The organism is Paenibacillus canaveralius (assembly GCF_047238265.1).
In the GTDB taxonomy this organism is placed as follows: Bacteria; Bacillota; Bacilli; order Paenibacillales; family NBRC-103111; genus Paenibacillus_F.
Genome location: NZ_JBDFMM010000001.1, coordinates 4,855,711 through 4,875,545, shown reverse-complemented (window position 1 = coordinate 4,875,545; position 19,835 = coordinate 4,855,711). Strand labels below are relative to the sequence as shown.

Here is a 19,835-nt window from a genome sequence, read left to right as displayed (position 1 = left end):
ACGAGGAATTATATGAAGAAGTGGTTTTTTCCAGGTGTTATCTTGATTTTTATTCTTATGGCCCTTACTGTGCCGTCTAAACAAGATTATTTCGATTGGATTAAAGATAAAGTTAAAGAAGAGGCAAACAGCGTTATGGTCAATATAGGTGTGAATTTAGTCGGGGATAGTATACTGGACAATTCATCAAGATGCACGAAGCTACTTGTATATTCCTACTGTAATACTTACATTTCCCAAGAAAATAAAGTTAGGGCTATCGGTATTTTCAATACTTTTATTGCTCTTGAATAGATAAGAAAGCTATGCTATTTCACCCACAAGGGTGATTTTTTTATTCTCCTTTAAATGGACGCCTTTTCAAAAATGGACCGTTATGGACTTGCAAGCAAGCCACCCTACACACTCCGCTCCGACGGACTGACAAGCGCCCTCGAGGAAAACATGGCATAAAGCATGAACCCGATAAAAAGCAGATGTGCCGCAGCCAAAACAACCCCATCTAGGCTTAAAATGGAAGTGCTGGACCAGAAGAAAAAAGGAACCAGATGGACGGTAACCAGCAGAAGGAGTATACATTTTTGCAAGTGAATCGCGAATCTGTTTTTTTGAATGAAATAAAATAAACCGACGAGCGCAAAACAAACAGCTAACACTAGGTTGGTGTTCGACCACTGCTGCAGACTTTTCCGCATGAATTCGATTTCATTGGCCAGAGCACCGATAAGAGGTATTTTCTCCAGAAGGACGGGACTATAGATCAATGAAAATCCCAACAACAACAAGGTTAACAAGAGGGTAAAAGAAAATTTCATAAGAAACCTCCGTGTTTCTTTATTGTCATGTAACTCTGCAAACGCTTGGGCGGGCGGTTTTTAATTGTCTTTTGCCTTATGATCCATATACGTTTTTATCGCGACGATCAGATTCAGGATGCCGGTGAGAAAGGTCATAATCATGACGATCAGTTGAGGGAAGGTGGGACCGATTTTGACGCCGTTTCCGATTGGACCGATTTTGGGCCGGTTCATGTCCCATAACCCGTAAAGTAAGCCGATAACAGGAATGAGAATGACGATGATACTGACCACAATATAGGCGACATATTTGTTCATCAATAGTCTCCTTTCGATAAATGATCCCCTTGGATCGGTCTAAATTCGTTTTGGATGGAATATATTATTAATTTCTCTAAATAAAAGGAAAACCCTTGTTTTATTCCGGTTTATTTGATTTACTTGCTGATTACTCGTTGAAGCTGCGCTGCTTTCCCATTAAGCACTTTTAACCCGAATTCACCCGCAAGGGTGATTTTTTTATGCCCAAAATCCGATATACTTAGTTAGTTAGCAGTTACTAGGGAGCGTGAGAGAGTTGATTCGATCTGCAAAAAAAGGTCATGCGCAAAAATGGCTGGCCCTTGTATTGGGCGCGTCGTTAGTCGCAGTGCCGGTTGGGCCGGTAAAAGCGAACGGGGCGAATCCGGTTTTTGAAAAGGCGGTAGCTTACGAAGCGGGCGGCTGGGCTTATGACGTAACGACCGGAGATGTGAACGGGGACGGGCTGGATGATCTGGTGTCGCTGAATTTTCAAAACAATCAGGTGGCCGTGCTTCTCGGCAAGGGGGACGGAACGTTTGGAGCGCCGGCAGCTTTTGCGGTAGGTAGGAACCCGCGTGCGGTTGCAATTGCGGATTTAGACGGGGATCATCACCCGGATTTGGCAGTGGCCAATTTTATGGAGAGTACGGTGAGTATTCTTAAAGGCAGCGGGGATGGGACGTTCCTTCCATGGGGGAACGTTGCGGGCGTAGGCGGAGAACCTATGGAGATTGCTGTGTCGGATTTGAATGGAGACGGTTATCCGGATTTGGCAGTGGTCAACAACGTATCCGCTACAGTTTCGGTTCTGTTTAATATCGGCGGGAGCGGGAATTTTGTGCTTGGAGCTTCCATCCCTGTCGGGACTTACCCGAGAAGTCTTGCAGCGTGGGATATGGATGGCGATGGAAAAGTGGACCTTGCCGTCGCAAATTCCGGAAGCCATACGGTCAGTATATTGAAAAATGACGGTACCGGCACTCAATTCAGCCGGGTTGATTATGCGGCGGGCTCGTCCCCCAACAAAATGAAAGCAGCCGATCTCAACGGGGACGGCTTGAAGGATATGGTGTTTGCCGCCAACGGAGATCACGGTGTTGCGGTGCTGCTCGGTGCGGCAGGCGGAGGATTTGGGCAAGCGGCCCTGTATCCGGCTGGAAATTACCCGCTTGATGTTGCGCTTGGGGATTTCGACGGCGACGGGCACATAGATATTCTTGGACAAACGCAAGCCCAAGATTTTGCCATTCTAATGGGCAACGGAGACGGGACGTTTCAATCTGCGATAAGTTATCCGTATCCCCCTTATGCGTTTTCTGTGGAGACGGGAGAGTTTAACGGGGACGGCCGATCGGATATTGTTCTGGCGAGCAGTTCTCCTTCCAATACGTCGGTAAACGTGATGAACAGTAGAGTGGAAGGGGCTTTCTCTCTTGCTTCGAATACGTTCGAAACGGCAGAGAACAGCGGAACCGTCAGCGTGACGATACAACGGACAGGCTCCGGCACAGGTCAGACTGCAGTCCGGATCAGGACGGCGGATGGAACGGCGGTGGCGGGAAAAGATTATGCCGCGATCAACGAGGTTGTCGTGCTCCAGGACGGTGAAAAGAGCCGGGATTATCCGGTCACGGTCATGGACAACGGGGTCTATGAAGGGGACAGGACCTTTACGGTCAAGCTGAGCGATCCGGCGAATGGATACGTAATCGGGTCGCCGGACGAAGCGGTCGTGACGATCCGGGAAGACGATACCGTGCCGGATACAACACCGCCTACGGTGGATGCAGCTAAATTTGGAGTGGTAGATAGTTTCGCGGGTACGCAGGATCGCCTGTATGGATCTCCCGGGGCTGTAGGTGAAGCGGGGGCGGCTGTAAAAGCGTATCCGTGGGCGGACACGGACAAGGACGGCAACGTGAGCGCCGGCGAGCTTGGGACGCCGATAGCGCTGGGCAGCAGTGCGGCTGACGGGTCCGTCCCGGAGTCGGACATCGGCGACCTCATCCCGGGCAGCTACGTTTACGTGATAACGGCGATGGATGCGGCCGGGAACGAATCGGTGAAGGGGGGCTCGGCTGCGCTGACGGTGACGCTGGCGAAAGGAGTGTCGCCGGATACGGAAGCGCCGGTTTGGCCTGCGGGCGCAGCACTGGCCTTCTCGGGCGTTACCACTTCCGGCGTGGATGTAAGCTGGCCGGAAGCGGCGGACAACAGAGCCGTTGTTGGATACGACATCTATAGGAACGGTACGCTGCTGACAACGGTCAGCGGGGATACGTACAGCTATAGAGCGGCAGGTCTGACGAGCGACACACTGTACTCGTTTGCTGTGAAGGGCAAGGACGGGGCGGGTAATGCCAGCGTGGAGCTCGCCGGAACGGTCTGGACTCTTGCTGTACCTGCTTCGGGCGGGTCGTCAGGGTCTTCACCGTCGCTGTCGGCGGAGAGCAGGCTGCAGGAGCTGCGTTTTATGACGGGAGAAAAGGAAGCTGCGATGATGCCGAGTTTTCAGCCGGGAGTAAGCGATTATGCGGCCGAGACGAATGTGGACCGTGGCGTTATCCGGTACAAGACGATGGATTCCGCAGCGAGAGCCGGAGTGAACGGGCAGACCACTAGCGCATCTAGTGGGGAATATCCGATTTCGCTGAATGAAGGCGTCAATGTGTTTAAAATAGCCGTTCAGGCGGAAGACGGTTCCACCCGGGAGTATAAGCTGACGGTTACGCGCAAGGCCGCAGAGGGCGGAACAGGTTCCGGAACGAAACCCGATTCCGGGTCAGGTAATGGCACGGGGACAACGCCGAGTCCGGGTACAAAGCCTGAGCCGGGAACGGAGCCTGGAGGGGCCGGCACCAGCCGGTTCGCCGATGTTTCCGGGCACTGGGCGGAAGCGGATATCGGTCGGGCCGTTGCTCTCGGTCTCGTTGACGGCTATGAAGACGGCACATTTCACCCGGAGGCGACAATTAACCGGGCAGAGTGGGTTGTTATGCTGGAGCGGCTGCTGAAAGATGAGGAAGCGGGGAGTGCGGCATCTACGGATGCGGCAGCTGAAACGGCGGTCAGAAGCGGGGCAGAACCAGCGGAGGAAGCGAAAGCGGCAAGCCTGACCGCTAATGTGGCGGAGGTAGCGGGATTGCAATCAGCCTCAGAGATAGTCGTAAAAGCGCCCGCAGCGACATCGGTAAGCGTATCTGCAACTGCCGTCGCGGAAACGACGATGCGATCAAATTCGGAAGAAGAGGCAAAAACACCGGCTGCGACAGCGGCAAGAATTGCAAGGGAGTCTGCGACAAACACCGAGCCGCTTTCCTTCGCCGATGAAGGTGCCATCTCTGCCTGGGCTGCCGGGGCGGTAGCGGAAGTCTCCGCCAAAGGCATCGTAAGCGGCTACGAGGACGGAACGTTCCGTCCCGGGGCGTCCGTCACGCGTGCAGAGTTGGCCGTGATGCTGGCCAAAGCCGTGAACGGCTCTGCGGCCGGAGCCGGGGAAAACGTGGCTTTCGCGGATGAGGCCGATATCCCGGCGTGGGCCCGGCCTTACGTGCAGGCGGCGGCCGAACGCGGCTTGATCGACGGCCGGGGCGGGAACCGCTTCGCGCCGAACGATCAGGCGACACGGGCCGAAGCGGCCGTGTTGCTGGTTCGTTTGGCGAAGCAACTCGGCGTGTAGGTGTGCTGCCAACCGAGACAGCTGATCTGCACGTAGGCAGGCTGCCGCCCAATCGAGGAAACTGACCAAGCACCTTGGCGGTCTTGCTCAATCGAGGCACAGCTGCTGAACTTGTAGCCGTGCTGATACAGCAGTTTTGCGGTGTGTAGGTCGCCTAGTTGAGGCGGCTGTCCGGTACGCAGCCAAGCCGCTCAACAAAGGTATAATTGCAAGAAGCCAAATGACCCACGAATAAACAAAAAAAAGCAGCCTGTGAAGTGAAGTTACCCCCGTCAAGTAGACAGCCTTAAAAAAGCGTCCTTAAGCAACCTTAGTTCGGTATTCTATCGGACTAAGGTTGTTTAGTTTTCCTTGAAAACGTTCGTGGTTGTAAAAATGGATGTACTGTTCTACAGCTTTTACCAGCTGGCCTTCGTTCGAAAAAGTGTGGAGCCGAAGACATTCCGACTTGAAGTGCCCAAAAAAGCTCTCGATACAGGCGTTATCCCAGCAGTTTCCTTTACGCGACATGCTTGCTTTCATCTTCTTGCGCTTCAACAGGGCATGGTACTGCTTATGGGTATATTGAAAGCCCTGGTCGCTGTGAAGCAGCAGATTCGTTACGCGGCGTTTGTGTACGGCTGCTTCTACCGTTTCCAGCACAAGCTTTAGGTTGTTGTGGCGCCCAATTCGGAAGGAAACGACTTCGTTGTTGTACAAGTCATAAATGACCGACAAGTATAGAAAACGAGAGCCGATCGGCAGGTAGGTCACATCCGTAGCCCATTTCGTATTCGGCGCTGTCGCCCCGAACGCCCGGTTCAGTACATTGGCGGATACGACCGTGGCCTCCCGACGACCAAAATACGGTTTTCTGCGTCTGATCCGTGAACGAATCCCTAACTCATTCATCAACCGGTACACACGTTTGTGATTGACGTTTAGTCCGTAGGTTTTTTTCAGCCATACCCGAATCCGGCGATACCCGTAGATTCCTTTGAGCCGTGTGTGACACTCCAAGATTTTTTCCTTCATTGTGTGCTCTTCTGTACGTTTGGGTGAAGGCTTCCGTTTTGCGGTTCTCCACTTGTAGTAGCTACTCCGGACAACGCCTGCCAGCTCACATAGCAGGACGACCGGATAATCGACAGCTAGCGCTTCGATAGCTTGGTAGGTTTGACGCCGCTTTTCTTTTGCCCCCTTTGCAGTTCCCATAGCTTTTTTAGCAGCGCATTTTCTGCTCTTAGCCGCACCAATTCTTCCTCTTGGGACATTGCCTTTTTAGGCCTTCCTTTTCTGGAACCGACCGCGGTTCCTCTTTTTTCTTTGAGCCCTTCCATTCCTTCTTGCTCGTAGTGAGCGACCCATCTTCTCACCATTCTGTCGTTAATACCAAGTTTCTTGGCTATTGTTTTATAGCCAAGTCCCTCTTCCAGGAACATGATGACGGCCCGGCGTTTAAAATCTATATCGTAGGTCTTTCGTATTTGTCCCATAAAAAAATCCCCTCCAAGTTAGACTTTAGTGTGCTTTTTACACTGTGTCTACTTAAAGGGGATCATATCACAAACTCGGCAACCTTTTTTTGTAACTGCCTGCGGCTAGGCGAACATCAAAGCGTCAAACCGCTTTGACGGACAAGCGCCGCCGCTCACTTCGCCTCCAGCATCCGAAGAAGCAGCGTGACCGCTTCCGCACGCGTCGTGTAGCCCTGCGGAGCGAAGACGCCGGGACCGCGTCCCTGCACGAGTCCCTTCTGCTGGGCGGCGGCGATATAGCCTGCGGCCCAGCCGGGGATCTCGTCCGCGTCGGCGTACAGCCCGCGGAGCTCATCGCTCGCAACCGGCTGCAGCTTGGCGGCTTTGGCCGCCAAGGTGAGCATCTCGGCGCGGGTGACCGGCGCATCGGGCCGGAACGTGCCGTCCTCGTATCCGGAGGCGATGCCTGCACGCTGCGCAAGCGCCACGGCTTCGGCGGCCCAGGCCGGGATGTCGCCGCTATCCGCAAAGCCCGAGGCGGAAGCTGGCTTCTCCGGCTGCTTCAGCGCCTCCGCGTAAGCTTGCGTCAGCATCACGGTGAACTGGGCGCGCGTGACCTGCTCTTGAGGACGGAATGTTCCGTTCTCGAAGCCGCTGACGATGCCGCAGTCCGCCGCTTGCGCGACTTCTTTCTCCGCCCAGTGGCCCTTCATATCTGTGAAGGCGGCATGATGCGGAGCAGGGGAAGGACACCCCGGTCCTCCCGGAACTTCCGGCTTACCGGGAACCCCCGGCTCGCCCGGATTACCGGTGCCGACGGGTTCTCCCGGCTGCTGCGGCTTGCCGGGGTCAACCGGCGTCTTGGGCTCCTCGGTGGGAGAAGTTCCTCCGGGTGAAGTGCCCGTATTATCGCCGCCGGAATCCTGCCGGGGCTGACGGGTGATCTGGACGTCGTACGTCCGTACTGTCTGCCGGTCCGGCGCCGTGACGACGATCTGCACCGGGTTGACTCCGACACGTAGCGCAAGCGGCGCCGAAGGTTTTCCGCTGATGAGCGGAATTCCGTTGACCGTCACAAGCGCGTCGGGATCATAGACGGATGCGGTCACGGTCGTCCGGTCGGTCCCGTAATCGACGCTCATTTCGTAGCGGACGGTATCCGTGTCGAAAGCCGGGTTCAACCGGCCGGCCGACAGATCAAGACCGGCCAGACCGGCATTCGTGCTCAGCCTGCGGGTCACGTCCACCACGTATGACTGGGTAGAGACGCCGTCCTGCGCCGTCACGACAATCGTGATCGGATTCACGCCCGGCTTGAGATGGATGACTGTGGATGGCTGTCCGCTGACAACGGTCAAGCCGTTGACGGTGAGCGTCGCGTTCGGCTCGTAGACGGAAGCCGTCACGGACAGACTGGACGTCTCGGGATCGACAGCCGCCCGGTAACGCACCATGCCGCTGTCGAAAGCGGGCTCCAGGCTGCCTTCCGAAAGCGTCAGCCCGCCAAGCAGGACATTGCTGCTCGGAGCGCGGCTCACTTCCAGCTGATAGCTCTGTGTCGTGACGCCATCCTGTGCGGTTACCGTGACGGTGACCGGATTGGAGCCGACCTTCAACTGAAGAGGCAGACTGCCGGCATTTCCGCTAAAAACAGTGCCGTTGATCGTCAAGGTCGCCACGGAACTCGAAGCTTTGGCTCCGACGGTAACGGCATATACATCGTTGGCAACCGTGGTCGAATAAACGGTAGTCGCGCCGTTAAAACTCGGAGTGAGTTCACCCGGCGTCACCGTTAGTTCACTCAGGGTCGCTTCACTAGAAGCCGCCCTTGTTACGGTGACCGTATAGGGAGTAACGGTTACTCCGTCCTGGGCGGTGATCTCAACCGTAAAAGTCTGATCGCCCACTTCCAGGGCAACCGGGTTGGTCACCGGCTGCCCGTTTTGCAGCACGCGTATGAACGCCTGCGCATCTTCCGCCGCCGCCTGGATAGAGGTAACCGTTACCGAATAAGGCACTTGAGCCGTGTACCGGTAAGTGGAGCCGGTTACCGTTTCGTTCAGAACGGCTCCACTAAGGCTCAGCGAATGAAGAGCAGTGTTGGACGAAACAATGGTAATGGCCGTTTCTATCGACAAGGGACTTTCGTTGCCTGCGGCGTCGACCGCAGAAGCGGTGAGCCGGTGCGTCCCGGTGGATAAAGCGGTGCCGGGAGTGAGGCTCCAATCGCCGCCCGAACCGGCTGTTGCCGTGCCGGCCGAAACGCCGTCCACATATACGTTGACGGTTACGCTAGCTTCAGCCGTTCCTTTGATAACAGGCCGGCTGCTGTTCGTGACGGTTCCTGCCGCCGGCTCGGTGATGACCGGCGCGGAAGGCGCCGTGGCGTCGATCCGGAAGGCCGTTTCGGCCGAGTACGGACCGGTGTTGCCTGCGGCGTCGGCCGCAGAGGCTTTCACGGTGTGCGGTCCGTCCGCAAGCGCGGAAGCCGGGATGTACACCCAACTGCCGTCCGGGCCGGCGGTAACGGTTTGAACGATACCTCCGTCAAGCACGATGCGGATGGATGCGTCGGGTTCGGCCTGACCTTCCACTTTAGGTCTCGTTATATTCAAAAGCGCGTCCGCAAGCGGCTTCCGGATAACCGGAGCCGCAGGGGCCTGTGTATCTACAGTGAACTTTAGCGGACCGGAATACGGGCCGACGTTGCCCGCCTTGTCTTCGGCGCTGACCCGGAGGGAATGGACGCCGTCGGCAAGCGGCGCTGCCGGGGTAAAAGTCCACTTTCCGGCTCCATCCGCCGTCACGGGCCCTGCCGCCGGGATGCCGTCCAGCTCGATCCGGATTAAGGCATCGGCTTCGCTTAGGCCGCTAAACACCGGCTGATTCCGGTTCGTGTGCTCACCGCCGGTCGGGGCCGTCACGACAGGCGCGGCAGGCGGCGTGGCGTCGATTGTCCAGGCAAGCGCCTTCGTCGAAGCGCTGCTGTTGCCTGCCCCATCGCTTGCGTATGCCCGGAGGCTGTGCTTGCCGTCCTGCAGCGCTGTGGGACTCGTATAGCTCCAGCGTCCGCTGCCGTCCGCTTTTACGCTTGGTTTCGGCGCCCCGTCCACAAAAAGATAAAGGGTCGAAAAGGGTTCCGCCATCCCCGAGAAAACCGTTCTGACGTCTTTTACAAGCGATCCGTCCGCCGGAGTCAAAATAACAGGCACCGGTGGGGCGGCCGTATCCAGGGTGAAGCTTACCGCACCGCCGGCCGGGCTCGTATTGCCTGCCGCATCCGATGCGGATGCCGTAACGGTGTGCGTTCCGTCCGCCAGCTGGGCGGGCAAGTTGAAAGTAAACTTGCCTGCAGTGTCCGCTTGTACGGCGGGAGATGCCTTACCGTCTACGGTAACGATGACGGAGGAAGAAGGCTCCGCCGTGCCTGTAACGGACGGAACGGTTTTCAACAGCGCCGCGTCCGCAGGCGATGTAATCACCGGAGCGTCCGGAGGCGTACGGTCGATCTTGACAACGGACGAGGACTGCGGACCGGTGTTGCCCGCTTTATCGACCGTTCTGGCCGTGACGGTGGTCTGTCCTTCGGCCTTGACGGCCAGCGGCCCGGCATAAGCGGTCCAGCTGAGCGTTTCCGCTCCGGAAAGGCTGTACTCCGTCCGGTTTACACCCGCACCGCCGCTGTCCGCGCCGTCCGTGATCGTGACCGAAACGGCGACCGCCGACGTCCAGCCTGCCGCGGAAGGCGTGATGCCCGGAGCGGCCGGAGGAGTCCGGTCGATGGAAACGGAAGCCGCTCCGAGTCCGCTGACGTTTCCGGCTCCGTCCTTCGTCCGGGCGGTGACCGCCGTTAGTCCCGGCGCCGTAATGTTGAGCGGCCCGGTGTAGGCGGTCCAGCCGAGCGTCGTCGCGCCGGACAGACTGTACTCCGTGACCTGGACGCCCGACCCGCCCGTATCGGTGCCCGGCTGAATCTCGACCGGTACGCTTGCCGCAGCCGTCCAGCCTATCGTCCCGGGCGTGACCGAAGGAACGGAGGGAGCCGTTTTATCGATTCGAACCGTTGCCGTCGCCGTCTGGCTTACGTTTCCGGCGTTATCGATGCTTCTGGCGTTGAGTGTAGTTTGCCCCTCGGCCGTTACGGACACAGGTCCGGTGTAGGTTTTCCAGCCGGAAGTGACCGCCCCGGACAAGCTGTACTCCATCCGGTTTACGCCCGAACCGCCGTCGGCGGCTGCCGTAAGCGTCACGGAGACGTCCGAGGGTAGCCAGGAGTTTCCGGACGGAGAAATCGAGGGGGCTCCGGGAGCCGTCCGGTCTATTTTCACGTCTGCCGAAATTTCCTGGCTCATATTCCCGACCCGGTCGACGACGCGGGTGTGAATCGTGGTGATTCCTTCCGCAGTGATGGTGAGCGGGCCGGAATACGTAGTCCAGCCGAGCGTCGTCGCACCGGAGAAACTGAATTCGGTCCGGCTCACGCCCGAACCCGTGTCGGTTCCCGGCTTCAGGGTAACCCCGACGCCGCCGGCCGCCGTCCAGGATGAGGACGCCGGCGTCACGGTCGCCGCTCCGGGAGCTGTCTTGTCTATGCTTACGGAAGCCGTCGCGACGAGGCCGATGTTGCCGGCTTCGTCCACGCTTCGCGCGCTGACGGTGGTTTGCCCCTCCGCGCTGACCGTGATCGGATCGGTATAAGCGGTCCAGCCGAGCGTGCTTGCTCCGGACAGGCTGTACTCGGTCCGCTTGACGCCGGACCCGGCGTCCGTGCCCGGAACGACCGTAACGGCCACGTTGTCTTTGCTCCAGCCGGCCGAGGCAGGCTGGACCGAGGGAACGGTCGGCGGTGCTTTATCGATGGACACGTCGGCCGTGCTTTCCGCACTGACGTGGCCTACGTTATCGACCGTCCGCGCGTGCACCGTTGTCAGCCCTTCGCTGCCGACGGCGATCGCTCCCGTGTACGGAGTCCAGTCCTGCACGGTGCTGCCGGTAAGTTTGTACTCGGTCCGCTGTACGCCCGACCCGCCTTTGTCCGTACCGGGAGTAAGCGTAACCGACGCGCTTTGGTTGGTCCACGCCGAACCCGCTCCTTTGATAACGGGAGAAGTCGGGGGCGTTTTGTCGACCTTGGCAACGGCGGTCGTGACGCTGCTCGCGTTGCCCGCTTTGTCCACCGTTCTGGCGCTGATCGTGGTCTCTCCGGAATTCGTGACGGTGATCTGATCACCCGCCGTATACGGAGTCCAGTCCTGCACGGTGGCCCCGGACAAGCTGTATTCCGTCTGCTTGACGCCCGAATCCGTGTCCGTTCCGCCCGTCAGGGTCGCGGTGACATCAGCGGCAGACCAGTCTGCCGCTGACATGGCGATAGCGGGAGCGGTCGGAGCCGTGAAATCAAAAGACAGCTTGTATACGGTCTTGTTAAGCTCGTAGTTGTTATCGTACCCGCCTATCACGTACACCCTGCCGCCGGACAGCGACATTTCGGCGTTCACCAGCCCTTTGAGCAAGGGGGTGTCCTGGGTCCAAGTGTTGCTGACCGGATCGTACAAATAGAAATTGTAATTGCCCATGACCAGCACTTTGCCATTGGGCAAAGTCATTTGAGCATGCCGGAAAAAAATATCCCTGTCTTTATAGGGCATGTTCGCCGCTTTCGTCCAGGTGTCGGAGGCAGGGTCATAAATGTAGGAGGAAAACGAGTACACATATCCGCTCAAGCCTCCCGTTACGAAAATGCGCCCGTCAGTTAAAGTACTCTGCGCGGCCCCGTAAATGCCGATCGGCAGGGGAGCCTTCTCCGTCCATGTGTTGGCTCCCGGATCGTAGATGTACGTATTGTTGTACAGCGTGCTGGTGCTCGGCGAAAAAATGGAATCGGCTCCGCCGACACTGACGACTCTGCCGTCGGGCAGTGTGCTCTGCGAGTTGCCGAGCATATTTTTGGGCAGATTGGACGCCTGGGTCCACGTGTTGGTGTAAGGACTGTAGATGCGCGTCAAATTGTTATAAACGTAGCCGGTCCCGTTTAGAAAAACGTTGCCTCCCGTTACTATAACCTTACCGTCCTTGAGCTCGGACTGGGTATGATAAGCCACGTTCAGCGGAGGCGCATAGGCCGACCAGGTCTGGGACGAGGGCGTGAAGGTGTACGAATTGTTGGCGAACGTATTGTTCCGGGGGTTTTGGCCTCCGGTTACGAGAATATTGCCGCCGTTCACTACTCCGCTTGACGTAACCCCCGACAGATCCCCCGGCAAATCGGCCGAAGCGGGCAGAGCTTCCATGATGACGGCCGCACGTGTATTTTGAGACCAGCCGGCCAATATTCCTCCTATCAGGACTGTCGTCCCCAATAATTTGCGCAGCTTGTTAGACATGATAGAGGTCATTCCTCCTTTGAAAAGTACGGTTGCCGCCGGTCAAGATGGAGCATCTTTTATCCGGAGCAAACAATTGGCAGGGTCCAGTGTAGCAGAAACTTTAGGACTTGAGAATTAACTTTGGTTAATCCCGTGAAATTTCGGTGGGTGGAGGAAGTCCGGGTAACCGGTAGGCCTATTTTTTTAACTTGAGCGAAAAAATGAAGATTGGAAATAGGGGCTTTAGTTGCAAGATGGGAGGAATTTGATTACCTTGGGACTTAGGACCGATACAAAGACAATCGCCTGCACGATCTAGAAACGGTAACGCCGCACAAAAACATGTAAGCGCAAGGAGGGTGTTCTACATGAGTTCCACACTAGGCACGACAGCCCGTTTAACCCGGGAAAATTTCATCGCGAAGGCCGCCTGGTTCGCCGGACGGGCAGATGGCTGCACGCTCAAGCAAACAACCGATTACGTAAGAGCGGATAGCGGCCTCCCTTCGGATACGTTTAACGTGACGGTTCTGCTCAAGCCCCGCCTCTCTGCGGAGAACGAAGCTATTCTCGAAGAGGCGGTTCGTTATTTTACAGACAAAAAATACCCGATGGCGATATGGGCTTGGGAAGACAAGAACAGTGTCACTTTTGAGACTTTAAGGAAGGCGGGGTTGGAAGAGGCGGAAACGAACATCGCGATGTACGCGGATTTGGATGCCTGGAAGCCCGAAAAGCAATTTCCGCCGGATTTTTGTATCCGGGAAGTTACATCTCTCGCGGAAACGGAGCAGTTCGGAGACGTACTGGCTTCGTTATTCGGAGAGTCGGAGGAGGGAGCTAACGTCAGGGCCTTTTACCGGAAAATAGCCCGTCTGCCGCTGAGCGGGCCTTCTCCATTGAAGATGTACACCGGCTTGTACCGGGGACGGCCGGTCAGCACGGGTACGCTGATGTTCACGGACGACAGCGTCGGCGTCTACGATATCGCGACCCTGACAGACTTCCGGGGAAGAGGCTTCGGTTCTGCCATGTTTCACTTTCTGCTGGAGGAAGCACGGAAAGGAAAGTCCCGGCTGTGCGTTCTGCAGGCATCGCCGGACGGAATCGGGATCTACAAGCGCGCGGGATTCGACCCGGTCTGCGAGGTTACGGTTTACGAGAATCGGCACTTGATTGAGTAAATCGGGGTTATTTTGCGTAAGGGGATGAGGCCCCGACCGGCCGCCAGGCAAAGAGAGCGGTGAATACCGTCATGGGACGCTTTCACGCCGGGAAACATGCGATTGTCAGAGACCGCATGCATAAGAATACAAAGCCGCCCGCCGGTTTGCGGAGCCGGCTTTTTTTGTGCTTTTCCGGTCAGTCAATGATCCTTTCCCGGGCATGTTTAGTTTTTGTTCAGTTTGTTTTGATACATTTGGAGAACAGACAGAAGGAGGGGGCACTTTGAACGTACTGATTGCGGATGACGCCGCGTTTATGAGAACGCTGATCCGTTTGTTTCTGGAGCAGATGGGGTATACCGTTATCGGTGAAGCCCGGAACGGGAAGGAAGCGGTCGAGTTATACGGCCTTTTAAAACCGGATCTTGTGACAATGGATATTACCATGCCCGAGATGGACGGGATCGAAGCCGTTAAATCCATCAGGTCCGCGAATCCCGATGCCAAGATCATTATGTGTTCCGCCATGGGACAGCAGCAGGTTGTGATGGAAGCGATCCGGTGCGGAGCGAACGATTTCGTGGTCAAACCGATCCAGAAGGAACGGCTGCAGGAGGCCGTCGAGAAGATTTTTGCCGGGCAGGGGCTGAAGATCGGCCTTTTGTAAAGCGTTTAGCCTTTTTGACAGTAGCAACGAAATAATCAAAGCAAAGGCTTGGCTAAATTAGGCTGAGTCTTTTTTGGCAGGAAGCGGGACTTCACAGGAGTTGTTAATCATGTAAGGTATGGTATATATTTGCATTAAATGCCGAATGGAGATCCGCCATGAAAAAGAATTTGATTCTGCTTATGATCGTTGTGCTGTTAATGAGCTGTTCAGCTGCCGGAATTCCCTACGACGATAAAATATCGGACCGGTTGAAGGCAAGTATCAGTGAGATTGAAGCCGGACAAACCGTCGAACCGGACCATTTCGAAGAATACGATTGGGTTTATATCATTCCGCCCTACACGGCTGGAGATGCGCTCGATAGTTTGGAAGTGGATGAGCAAAGCAAGACATATATTTATAAGCAAGCTTCATCCTATGAAAATTATTTCTGGTCACCTCCAAGGATGGAAAAGCCGTTTCTTACGCCATGCTGGATAAAAATTTTAGCACAGAGGGCGGCAAGCTTTTGACGTATAAAGGTTCCGGTAAGTTGTTGGTCAGAAAGGAAGAGACGGGAGGAAGGCCGTTTTTGTTTTTGCCGAGATAAACGGGCGTATTTTTTTCGGATCCTATCATGCACGCTCAATAATCAGGGCTTTTAATATTAAATGAGGTGAACAAGTCCGCTCTATGACGGGCTTTTTTATTTTTTTGTCGTAGGAAAACAGGCGTCTACCCGAGGCGCTGCCCTCGTATCGTGGAGAAAAGGACGCGGTTTAATTGTTGCGTTGAATCCCTATAAACCAAAGAAAACCCGGCGGGGGCTGTGGTACAATACAACAGCATCGCTACTTTTTTCCGGCAGGTGAAAATCAATGAGGATTTTATATCATAGAAGTTTACAGGAGCGCTATTTGTTTACGGTGGTGTGCACGGATGGCGGCCATAAGCGGTACAGAAGCCGAACGGATGGCTTACAGAGGTTTTGCAAACGGTTTCATGGGTTGTGGAAAAGCCTATGAAAAAACAGGGACTGTTTTTTATTCTCGGGGCTGCGCTTATCCTGCTGCTGCCGGTGTATTCCGTTTTCCAGCACGTTGTGTCGGTCGGCCGGAATCCCGAAGCGGTCCGGGGGGAGCTTGATCTCAGGGGCTGGAACTTTGCGGAACGGGGCACGGTCCGGCTGAGCGGCGAGTGGGAGTTTTACAGGGGGAAGCTGCTCGTTCCCGGAGATTTTCGGTCTTCCGCTGAAGCGGAAAGGACGCCTCCCGTGCCGACCGGCATGGCGCAAATTCCGGGGAAATGGAATGCGTATATGGGCACGGAAGGGGATTCCGGCGCGGAAGGGTACGCCACGTTCCGGCTTAAAGTGCGGCTTGACGAAACCGGCGGGGCTCTGTACGGCATCCGTACCGGCAATATCCGCACGGCTAACCGGGTATTCGTGAACGGCCGGGAAGTGGGAGCGAGCGGAACGCCGGGCCGTACGGCCGCCGAAGAAAGTCCCGACAACGTTCCGTATACGGGGTTTTCTTATCTGCAGGGCAGTGAGGCCGAAATCGTGGTTCAGATTTCCAATCACAGTTATTCCTCCGGCGGTATGTTCACTCCGATTTTGTTCGGAGACGAAAAGTCCGTCATGAAAAGCCGGGAAGCGGCCTTATTTTCCGAGTGGATGACGATGGCGGGTTTTCTGATTCCGGGACTTTATTTTCTGGTTTTGTACAGGATGCGGAGAAAAGATCCAGCTTCGCTGTATTTGGGGCTGTTCTGTCTCGTGGGGCTGTTGTTTGTGCTTACGCACGGGGAGAAGCTGCTTGCCGCCGCCTGGCCGGGGTTTTCCTACACCTGGCTGCTTAAGGTGCAGCTCATGGTGTCTTCATTCGTGTACTTTTTCCTGCTCCGTTATGTAGCCGTTGCCGTACCGGGGGGCGTTCATCCGCTGGCAATGCGTCTGAGCTCCGCCGTGACGGCGGCCGGTCTGCTCGCGGGCCTGCTGCTGCCGCCGGCTGTTTTCTCGCGGCTGGAAGGGCTGATTCTGGCGGTTTCTTTCCTCAGCATGTGCTATATGGCGTTCGTTCTGCTCAGAGACGTGCGCAAGCGCTCCGAGGACACCTTGCTCATGATCGCGGGTGTGATGAGCATTCTGATGGTCATAGCGGCGTATGTGCTGAACCTGGTCGGCTTGTACGAAGGGTTGCTGCTCGTTCCGGCCGAAATGCTGCTGTTCGTGCTTACCCAGGCCGTCCTGCTTGCGCAGCGGTTTAACCGGACTTTCGTGGAAGTGGAACAGCTGTCGCGCAGGCTGCTTTCCCTGGACGGGTTGAAGGATGAATTCATGGCGAACACGTCCCATGAACTCCGCACGCCTCTTCACGGTATGGTCAACATGGCGCAGTCTATGCTGGAGGGCGCATCGGGCGATCTGAACGGCAAGCAGAGGAACGATTTAACCATGATTGTATCGACGGGCCGGAGGCTGACTTATCTCATTAACGATATTCTGGATTTCAGCAAGCTTAAAAACGGCGAAATTGTGCTGAAGCGCCAGCCGGTCGATCTTAAAGCCGCAACGAATGCGGTGCTGGAAGTCATGACGCATGTCGCGAGGCATAAAGAAATCACGTTCCAGCAAAATTGGCCGGACCGGCTTCCCTGGCTGCTTACGGACGAAGACCGGCTCCAGCAGATTTTGTACAATTTGCTCGGAAACGCCGTGAAGTTCACATCCCGTGGCAGCATCACGATCGGTGCGGAAACGAAGAACGGCCATGTGCTGGTCTTCGTCCAAGACACGGGGATCGGGATTGCGGGGGATCGTTTGGAAGACATCTTCCATGCGTATGACCAGGCCGCAGGACCCGAAGACCGTGATTACGAGGGAACCGGTCTCGGACTGAGTATTACGAAAAAGCTGGTCGAGCTGGGGGGAGGGGAAATCGGAGCGGAGTCCCGGCTCGGGGAAGGCTCCGTTTTCCGGTTTACCGTTCCTTCGACTACGGATGTCCCCGTAGCGGCACGGTTGTCGGGCGGGAGTTCCCGGACCCGGACGGCAAGAGACGAAACGGCGGCCGCCGCCCTGCCCGCAAGCCGGGAGGACCGGACGTCCCGCAAGATGGATGCGACCGTCCTGCTCGTCGACGACGATCCGGTCAACCTGCAGGTGCTGTACAACCTGCTGTCGGTTGAAGGATACCGGCTCATTGCGGTGGACGGCGGAGCCAAAGCGATGGCCCATATCGTCTCGGGGCAGTCTATCGACCTGGTCATCGCCGACTGGATGATGCCGGGCATGTCCGGCCTGGAGCTGTGCCGGGCGATCCGCGCCCGTGTCTCGCTGGCCGAACTGCCGGTTCTGTTGCTGACGGCGCGGAGCCTGCCGGAGGATGTGCGTACCGGTTTCCAGGCCGGCGCCAACGATTTTCTGCGCAAGCCGGTCGATGCCGACGAGCTGAGAGCCCGGGTGCGTACCCTGCTTGAGATGCGCAAGTCCGTGCGGAACGCGGTTTCGGCGGAGATGGCGTTTTTGCAGGCGCAGATCAAGCCGCATTTTTTATACAATGCGCTCAATACGATTATCGCGCTCCTGCCCTCCGACCCGGACAAGACGACCAAGCTTCTGCTGGAGCTAAGCCGCTACCTCCGCGGCAGCTTCGATTTTCAGAATCGTGACCAGTTGGTACCTTTACAGAAGGAAATGGCTCTTGTGCAGTCGTATTTATTTCTGGAGAAGGCACGTTTCGAAGAACGGCTGCAGGTAGATTACCATATTCGGGCCGAGCCGAACCGGCTGATCCCCCCGCTCAGCATTCAGCCTGTCGTTGAGAATGCGGTTCGCCACGGCATTATGAGGCGTGCGGAAGGCGGAACGATCGGCATTACCGTTGAAGAGCGGGATGATGGCCTCCTTGTGGAAATCACGGACAACGGAGTCGGGATGGAACCCGGACGCGCGGCTTCCCTTTTGTCCGCGGAAACCGGGAAAGGGGTAGGGTTGATCAATATCCATACCCGTCTCCTGACGATGTTCGGGGAGGGGCTGGACATCCGCACCGAGGAGGGACAGGGAACGACCGTCCGCTTCCGTGTACCGAATAGCGGGGGAGCCGGGGCCTTGCGGGAGGAGAAGAATAACAGTGAAGGCGATTCTGATTGACGATGAAAAGCCCGCTCTGATTCAGATGGAGCGGCTGCTCCTGACGGACGGGCGCATGGAGGTCGGGGGCCTGTATACCCAGGCCCGGCACGGGATTGAGCATATGGCTTCCGAGAAGGCGGATATCGTCTTCCTGGACATAGAGATGCCTGAAATGAACGGTCTCGAAGCGGCGGAGCATTTGTACCGGCTGAACCCGGAAGTTCAGATCGTTTACGTGACCGCCTATAATGACTACGCGATCGAAGCATTCGAGCTTGGCGCGCTCGATTATCTGCTCAAACCCGTCGATCCGGAACGGTTCGCCAAGACCGTCAGCCGCCTGGAAGCGCGTCTTAGCCAGCTTCAGGCCATCCGCCGGGAGGCGGTGCCGTCGGGCGAACCGGCCGTACGGTGTTTCAAGCAGTTATCGCTGGCCGGAAGCGGCGGGGCAGGGGGCGGCTTGAGATGGCGCACGCAGAAAGCGCAGGAGCTGTTCGCCCTCCTCGTTCACCACCGGAGCAAAAGGGTGGCCAAAGACGTCATTCTGGAAACGCTGTGGCCGGAGCTTTCTCTGGACAAAGCCGTAACCCAGCTTCACACCTCGGTCTACCAGGTGCGCAAAATGCTCAAAGCTTGGGGAATGAGCGCAGGCATCGATTACTCTCACGACAGCTACCGCTTCACGGCGGACGATGCCCGCATTGATGTGGACATGTTCTTGGCCGATACCTCCGTCAGCGAGATTACGTCGCGGGAGCAGTGGCGGCGGCTCGACCGCGCGCTGCTTCTGTACCGGGGAGATTATCTGGAAGAGCACGATTATTTCTGGGCCAGGTCGTACCGTACGCAGCTTCTTCAACAGTATGTCCAGGCCAGTATTCTGGCATCTGCTTACGAAGTGTGGGCAGGCCAACCCCAATCCGCTCTCCGGCGGCTGGAGCTGCTTCAGAAAAAGGAACCGTTCTCGGAAGAAATTTGCCGGGCGGGGATGAATGTTTATGCCGGTATGGGAGATAAACTTTCGCTGAAGAAGTATTACGAGGCGTTCGCAAACGCTCTCCGCGATGAGCTGGAATCCGAGCCCGGCCGTGAAACGACCAACCTGTATAAACACTTGATGCAGAGCATCTGAGCGATTCCGGTTGTCCCGGACGAAGCCTTTGCCGCTGTTGGGCGGCGGGGGCTTTTTTTGCGATGTGGAATGACGAGGGAGGGAGATTTGCGGACGGCGAATCCGAAACAGATCTTTTTGGCGAAAAATGACGAATTTTGTCCAGA

The 19,835-nt window shown here is 56.5% G+C and carries 12 protein-coding genes; 7 read left to right on the top strand and 5 right to left on the bottom strand.

Going from position 1 to position 19,835, the window contains the following annotated elements:
• The first annotated feature begins 12 nt into the window (after nt 1–12).
• The gene (locus ABC395_RS22050) at nt 13–294 is read left to right on the top strand and encodes a hypothetical protein (protein WP_413005986.1); all 282 of its coding nucleotides are present in this window, start codon (nt 13–15) and stop codon (nt 292–294) included.
• A 104-nt stretch (nt 295–398) separates the two neighbouring features.
• Here the strand turns inward: ABC395_RS22050 and ABC395_RS22045 are convergent, their stop codons facing one another.
• Both ABC395_RS22045 and ABC395_RS22040 read right to left on the bottom strand, forming a co-directional pair.
• Complete coding sequence (locus ABC395_RS22045) at nt 399–815, bottom strand: hypothetical protein (RefSeq protein ID WP_413005985.1); 417 nt, start codon at nt 813–815, stop codon at nt 399–401.
• A 60-nt stretch (nt 816–875) separates the two neighbouring features.
• On the bottom strand, nt 876–1,115 hold the full coding sequence (locus ABC395_RS22040; protein ID WP_413005984.1) for a hypothetical protein: 240 nt from the start codon (nt 1,113–1,115) through the stop codon (nt 876–878).
• Between the two features lie 259 nt (nt 1,116–1,374).
• Here ABC395_RS22040 and ABC395_RS22035 point away from each other — a divergent pair, with 259 nt between their 5' ends.
• Complete coding sequence (locus ABC395_RS22035; RefSeq protein WP_413005983.1) at nt 1,375–4,779, top strand: FG-GAP-like repeat-containing protein; 3,405 nt, start codon at nt 1,375–1,377, stop codon at nt 4,777–4,779.
• Between the two features lie 300 nt (nt 4,780–5,079).
• Here the strand turns inward: ABC395_RS22035 and ABC395_RS22030 are convergent, their stop codons facing one another.
• The 3 genes from ABC395_RS22030 to ABC395_RS22020 all read right to left on the bottom strand — a co-directional run bounded on the left by ABC395_RS22030 (nt 5,080) and on the right by ABC395_RS22020 (nt 12,619).
• The gene (locus ABC395_RS22030; RefSeq protein ID WP_413005982.1) at nt 5,080–5,973 is read right to left on the bottom strand and encodes an IS3 family transposase; all 894 of its coding nucleotides are present in this window, start codon (nt 5,971–5,973) and stop codon (nt 5,080–5,082) included.
• Nucleotides 5,910–6,254 carry a transposase gene (locus ABC395_RS22025; RefSeq protein ID WP_413005981.1) on the bottom strand — a complete coding sequence of 115 codons (345 nt, stop codon included), beginning with the start codon at nt 6,252–6,254 and terminating at the stop codon, nt 5,910–5,912. Before ABC395_RS22025 ends, ABC395_RS22030 begins: the two co-directional genes overlap by 64 nt.
• A gap of 155 nt (nt 6,255–6,409) precedes the next feature.
• The gene (locus ABC395_RS22020; protein WP_413005980.1) at nt 6,410–12,619 is read right to left on the bottom strand and encodes an OmpL47-type beta-barrel domain-containing protein; all 6,210 of its coding nucleotides are present in this window, start codon (nt 12,617–12,619) and stop codon (nt 6,410–6,412) included.
• A gap of 350 nt (nt 12,620–12,969) precedes the next feature.
• On the opposite strand from ABC395_RS22020, the gene ABC395_RS22015 reads away from it, so the two are divergent.
• From ABC395_RS22015 to ABC395_RS21995, 5 genes are all read left to right on the top strand, one after another.
• Nucleotides 12,970–13,785 (top strand): GNAT family N-acetyltransferase, encoded by an 816-nt coding sequence (locus ABC395_RS22015; protein WP_413005979.1) that lies wholly within the window; start codon nt 12,970–12,972, stop codon nt 13,783–13,785.
• A gap of 265 nt (nt 13,786–14,050) precedes the next feature.
• On the top strand, nt 14,051–14,434 hold the full coding sequence (locus ABC395_RS22010) for a response regulator (protein WP_413005978.1): 384 nt from the start codon (nt 14,051–14,053) through the stop codon (nt 14,432–14,434).
• 158 nt (nt 14,435–14,592) lie between these two features.
• Entirely contained in the window at nt 14,593–14,949 is a 357-nt protein-coding gene (locus ABC395_RS22005; RefSeq protein ID WP_413005977.1) for a hypothetical protein, read from the top strand.
• Between the two features lie 488 nt (nt 14,950–15,437).
• A complete protein-coding gene (locus ABC395_RS22000; RefSeq protein ID WP_413005976.1) occupies nt 15,438–18,575 on the top strand; it encodes a hybrid sensor histidine kinase/response regulator in 3,138 nt (1,045 codons plus the stop codon).
• Complete coding sequence (locus ABC395_RS21995) at nt 18,556–19,689, top strand: response regulator (RefSeq protein ID WP_413005975.1); 1,134 nt, start codon at nt 18,556–18,558, stop codon at nt 19,687–19,689. Before ABC395_RS22000 ends, ABC395_RS21995 begins: the two co-directional genes overlap by 20 nt.
• Nucleotides 19,690–19,835 lie beyond the last annotated feature (146 nt).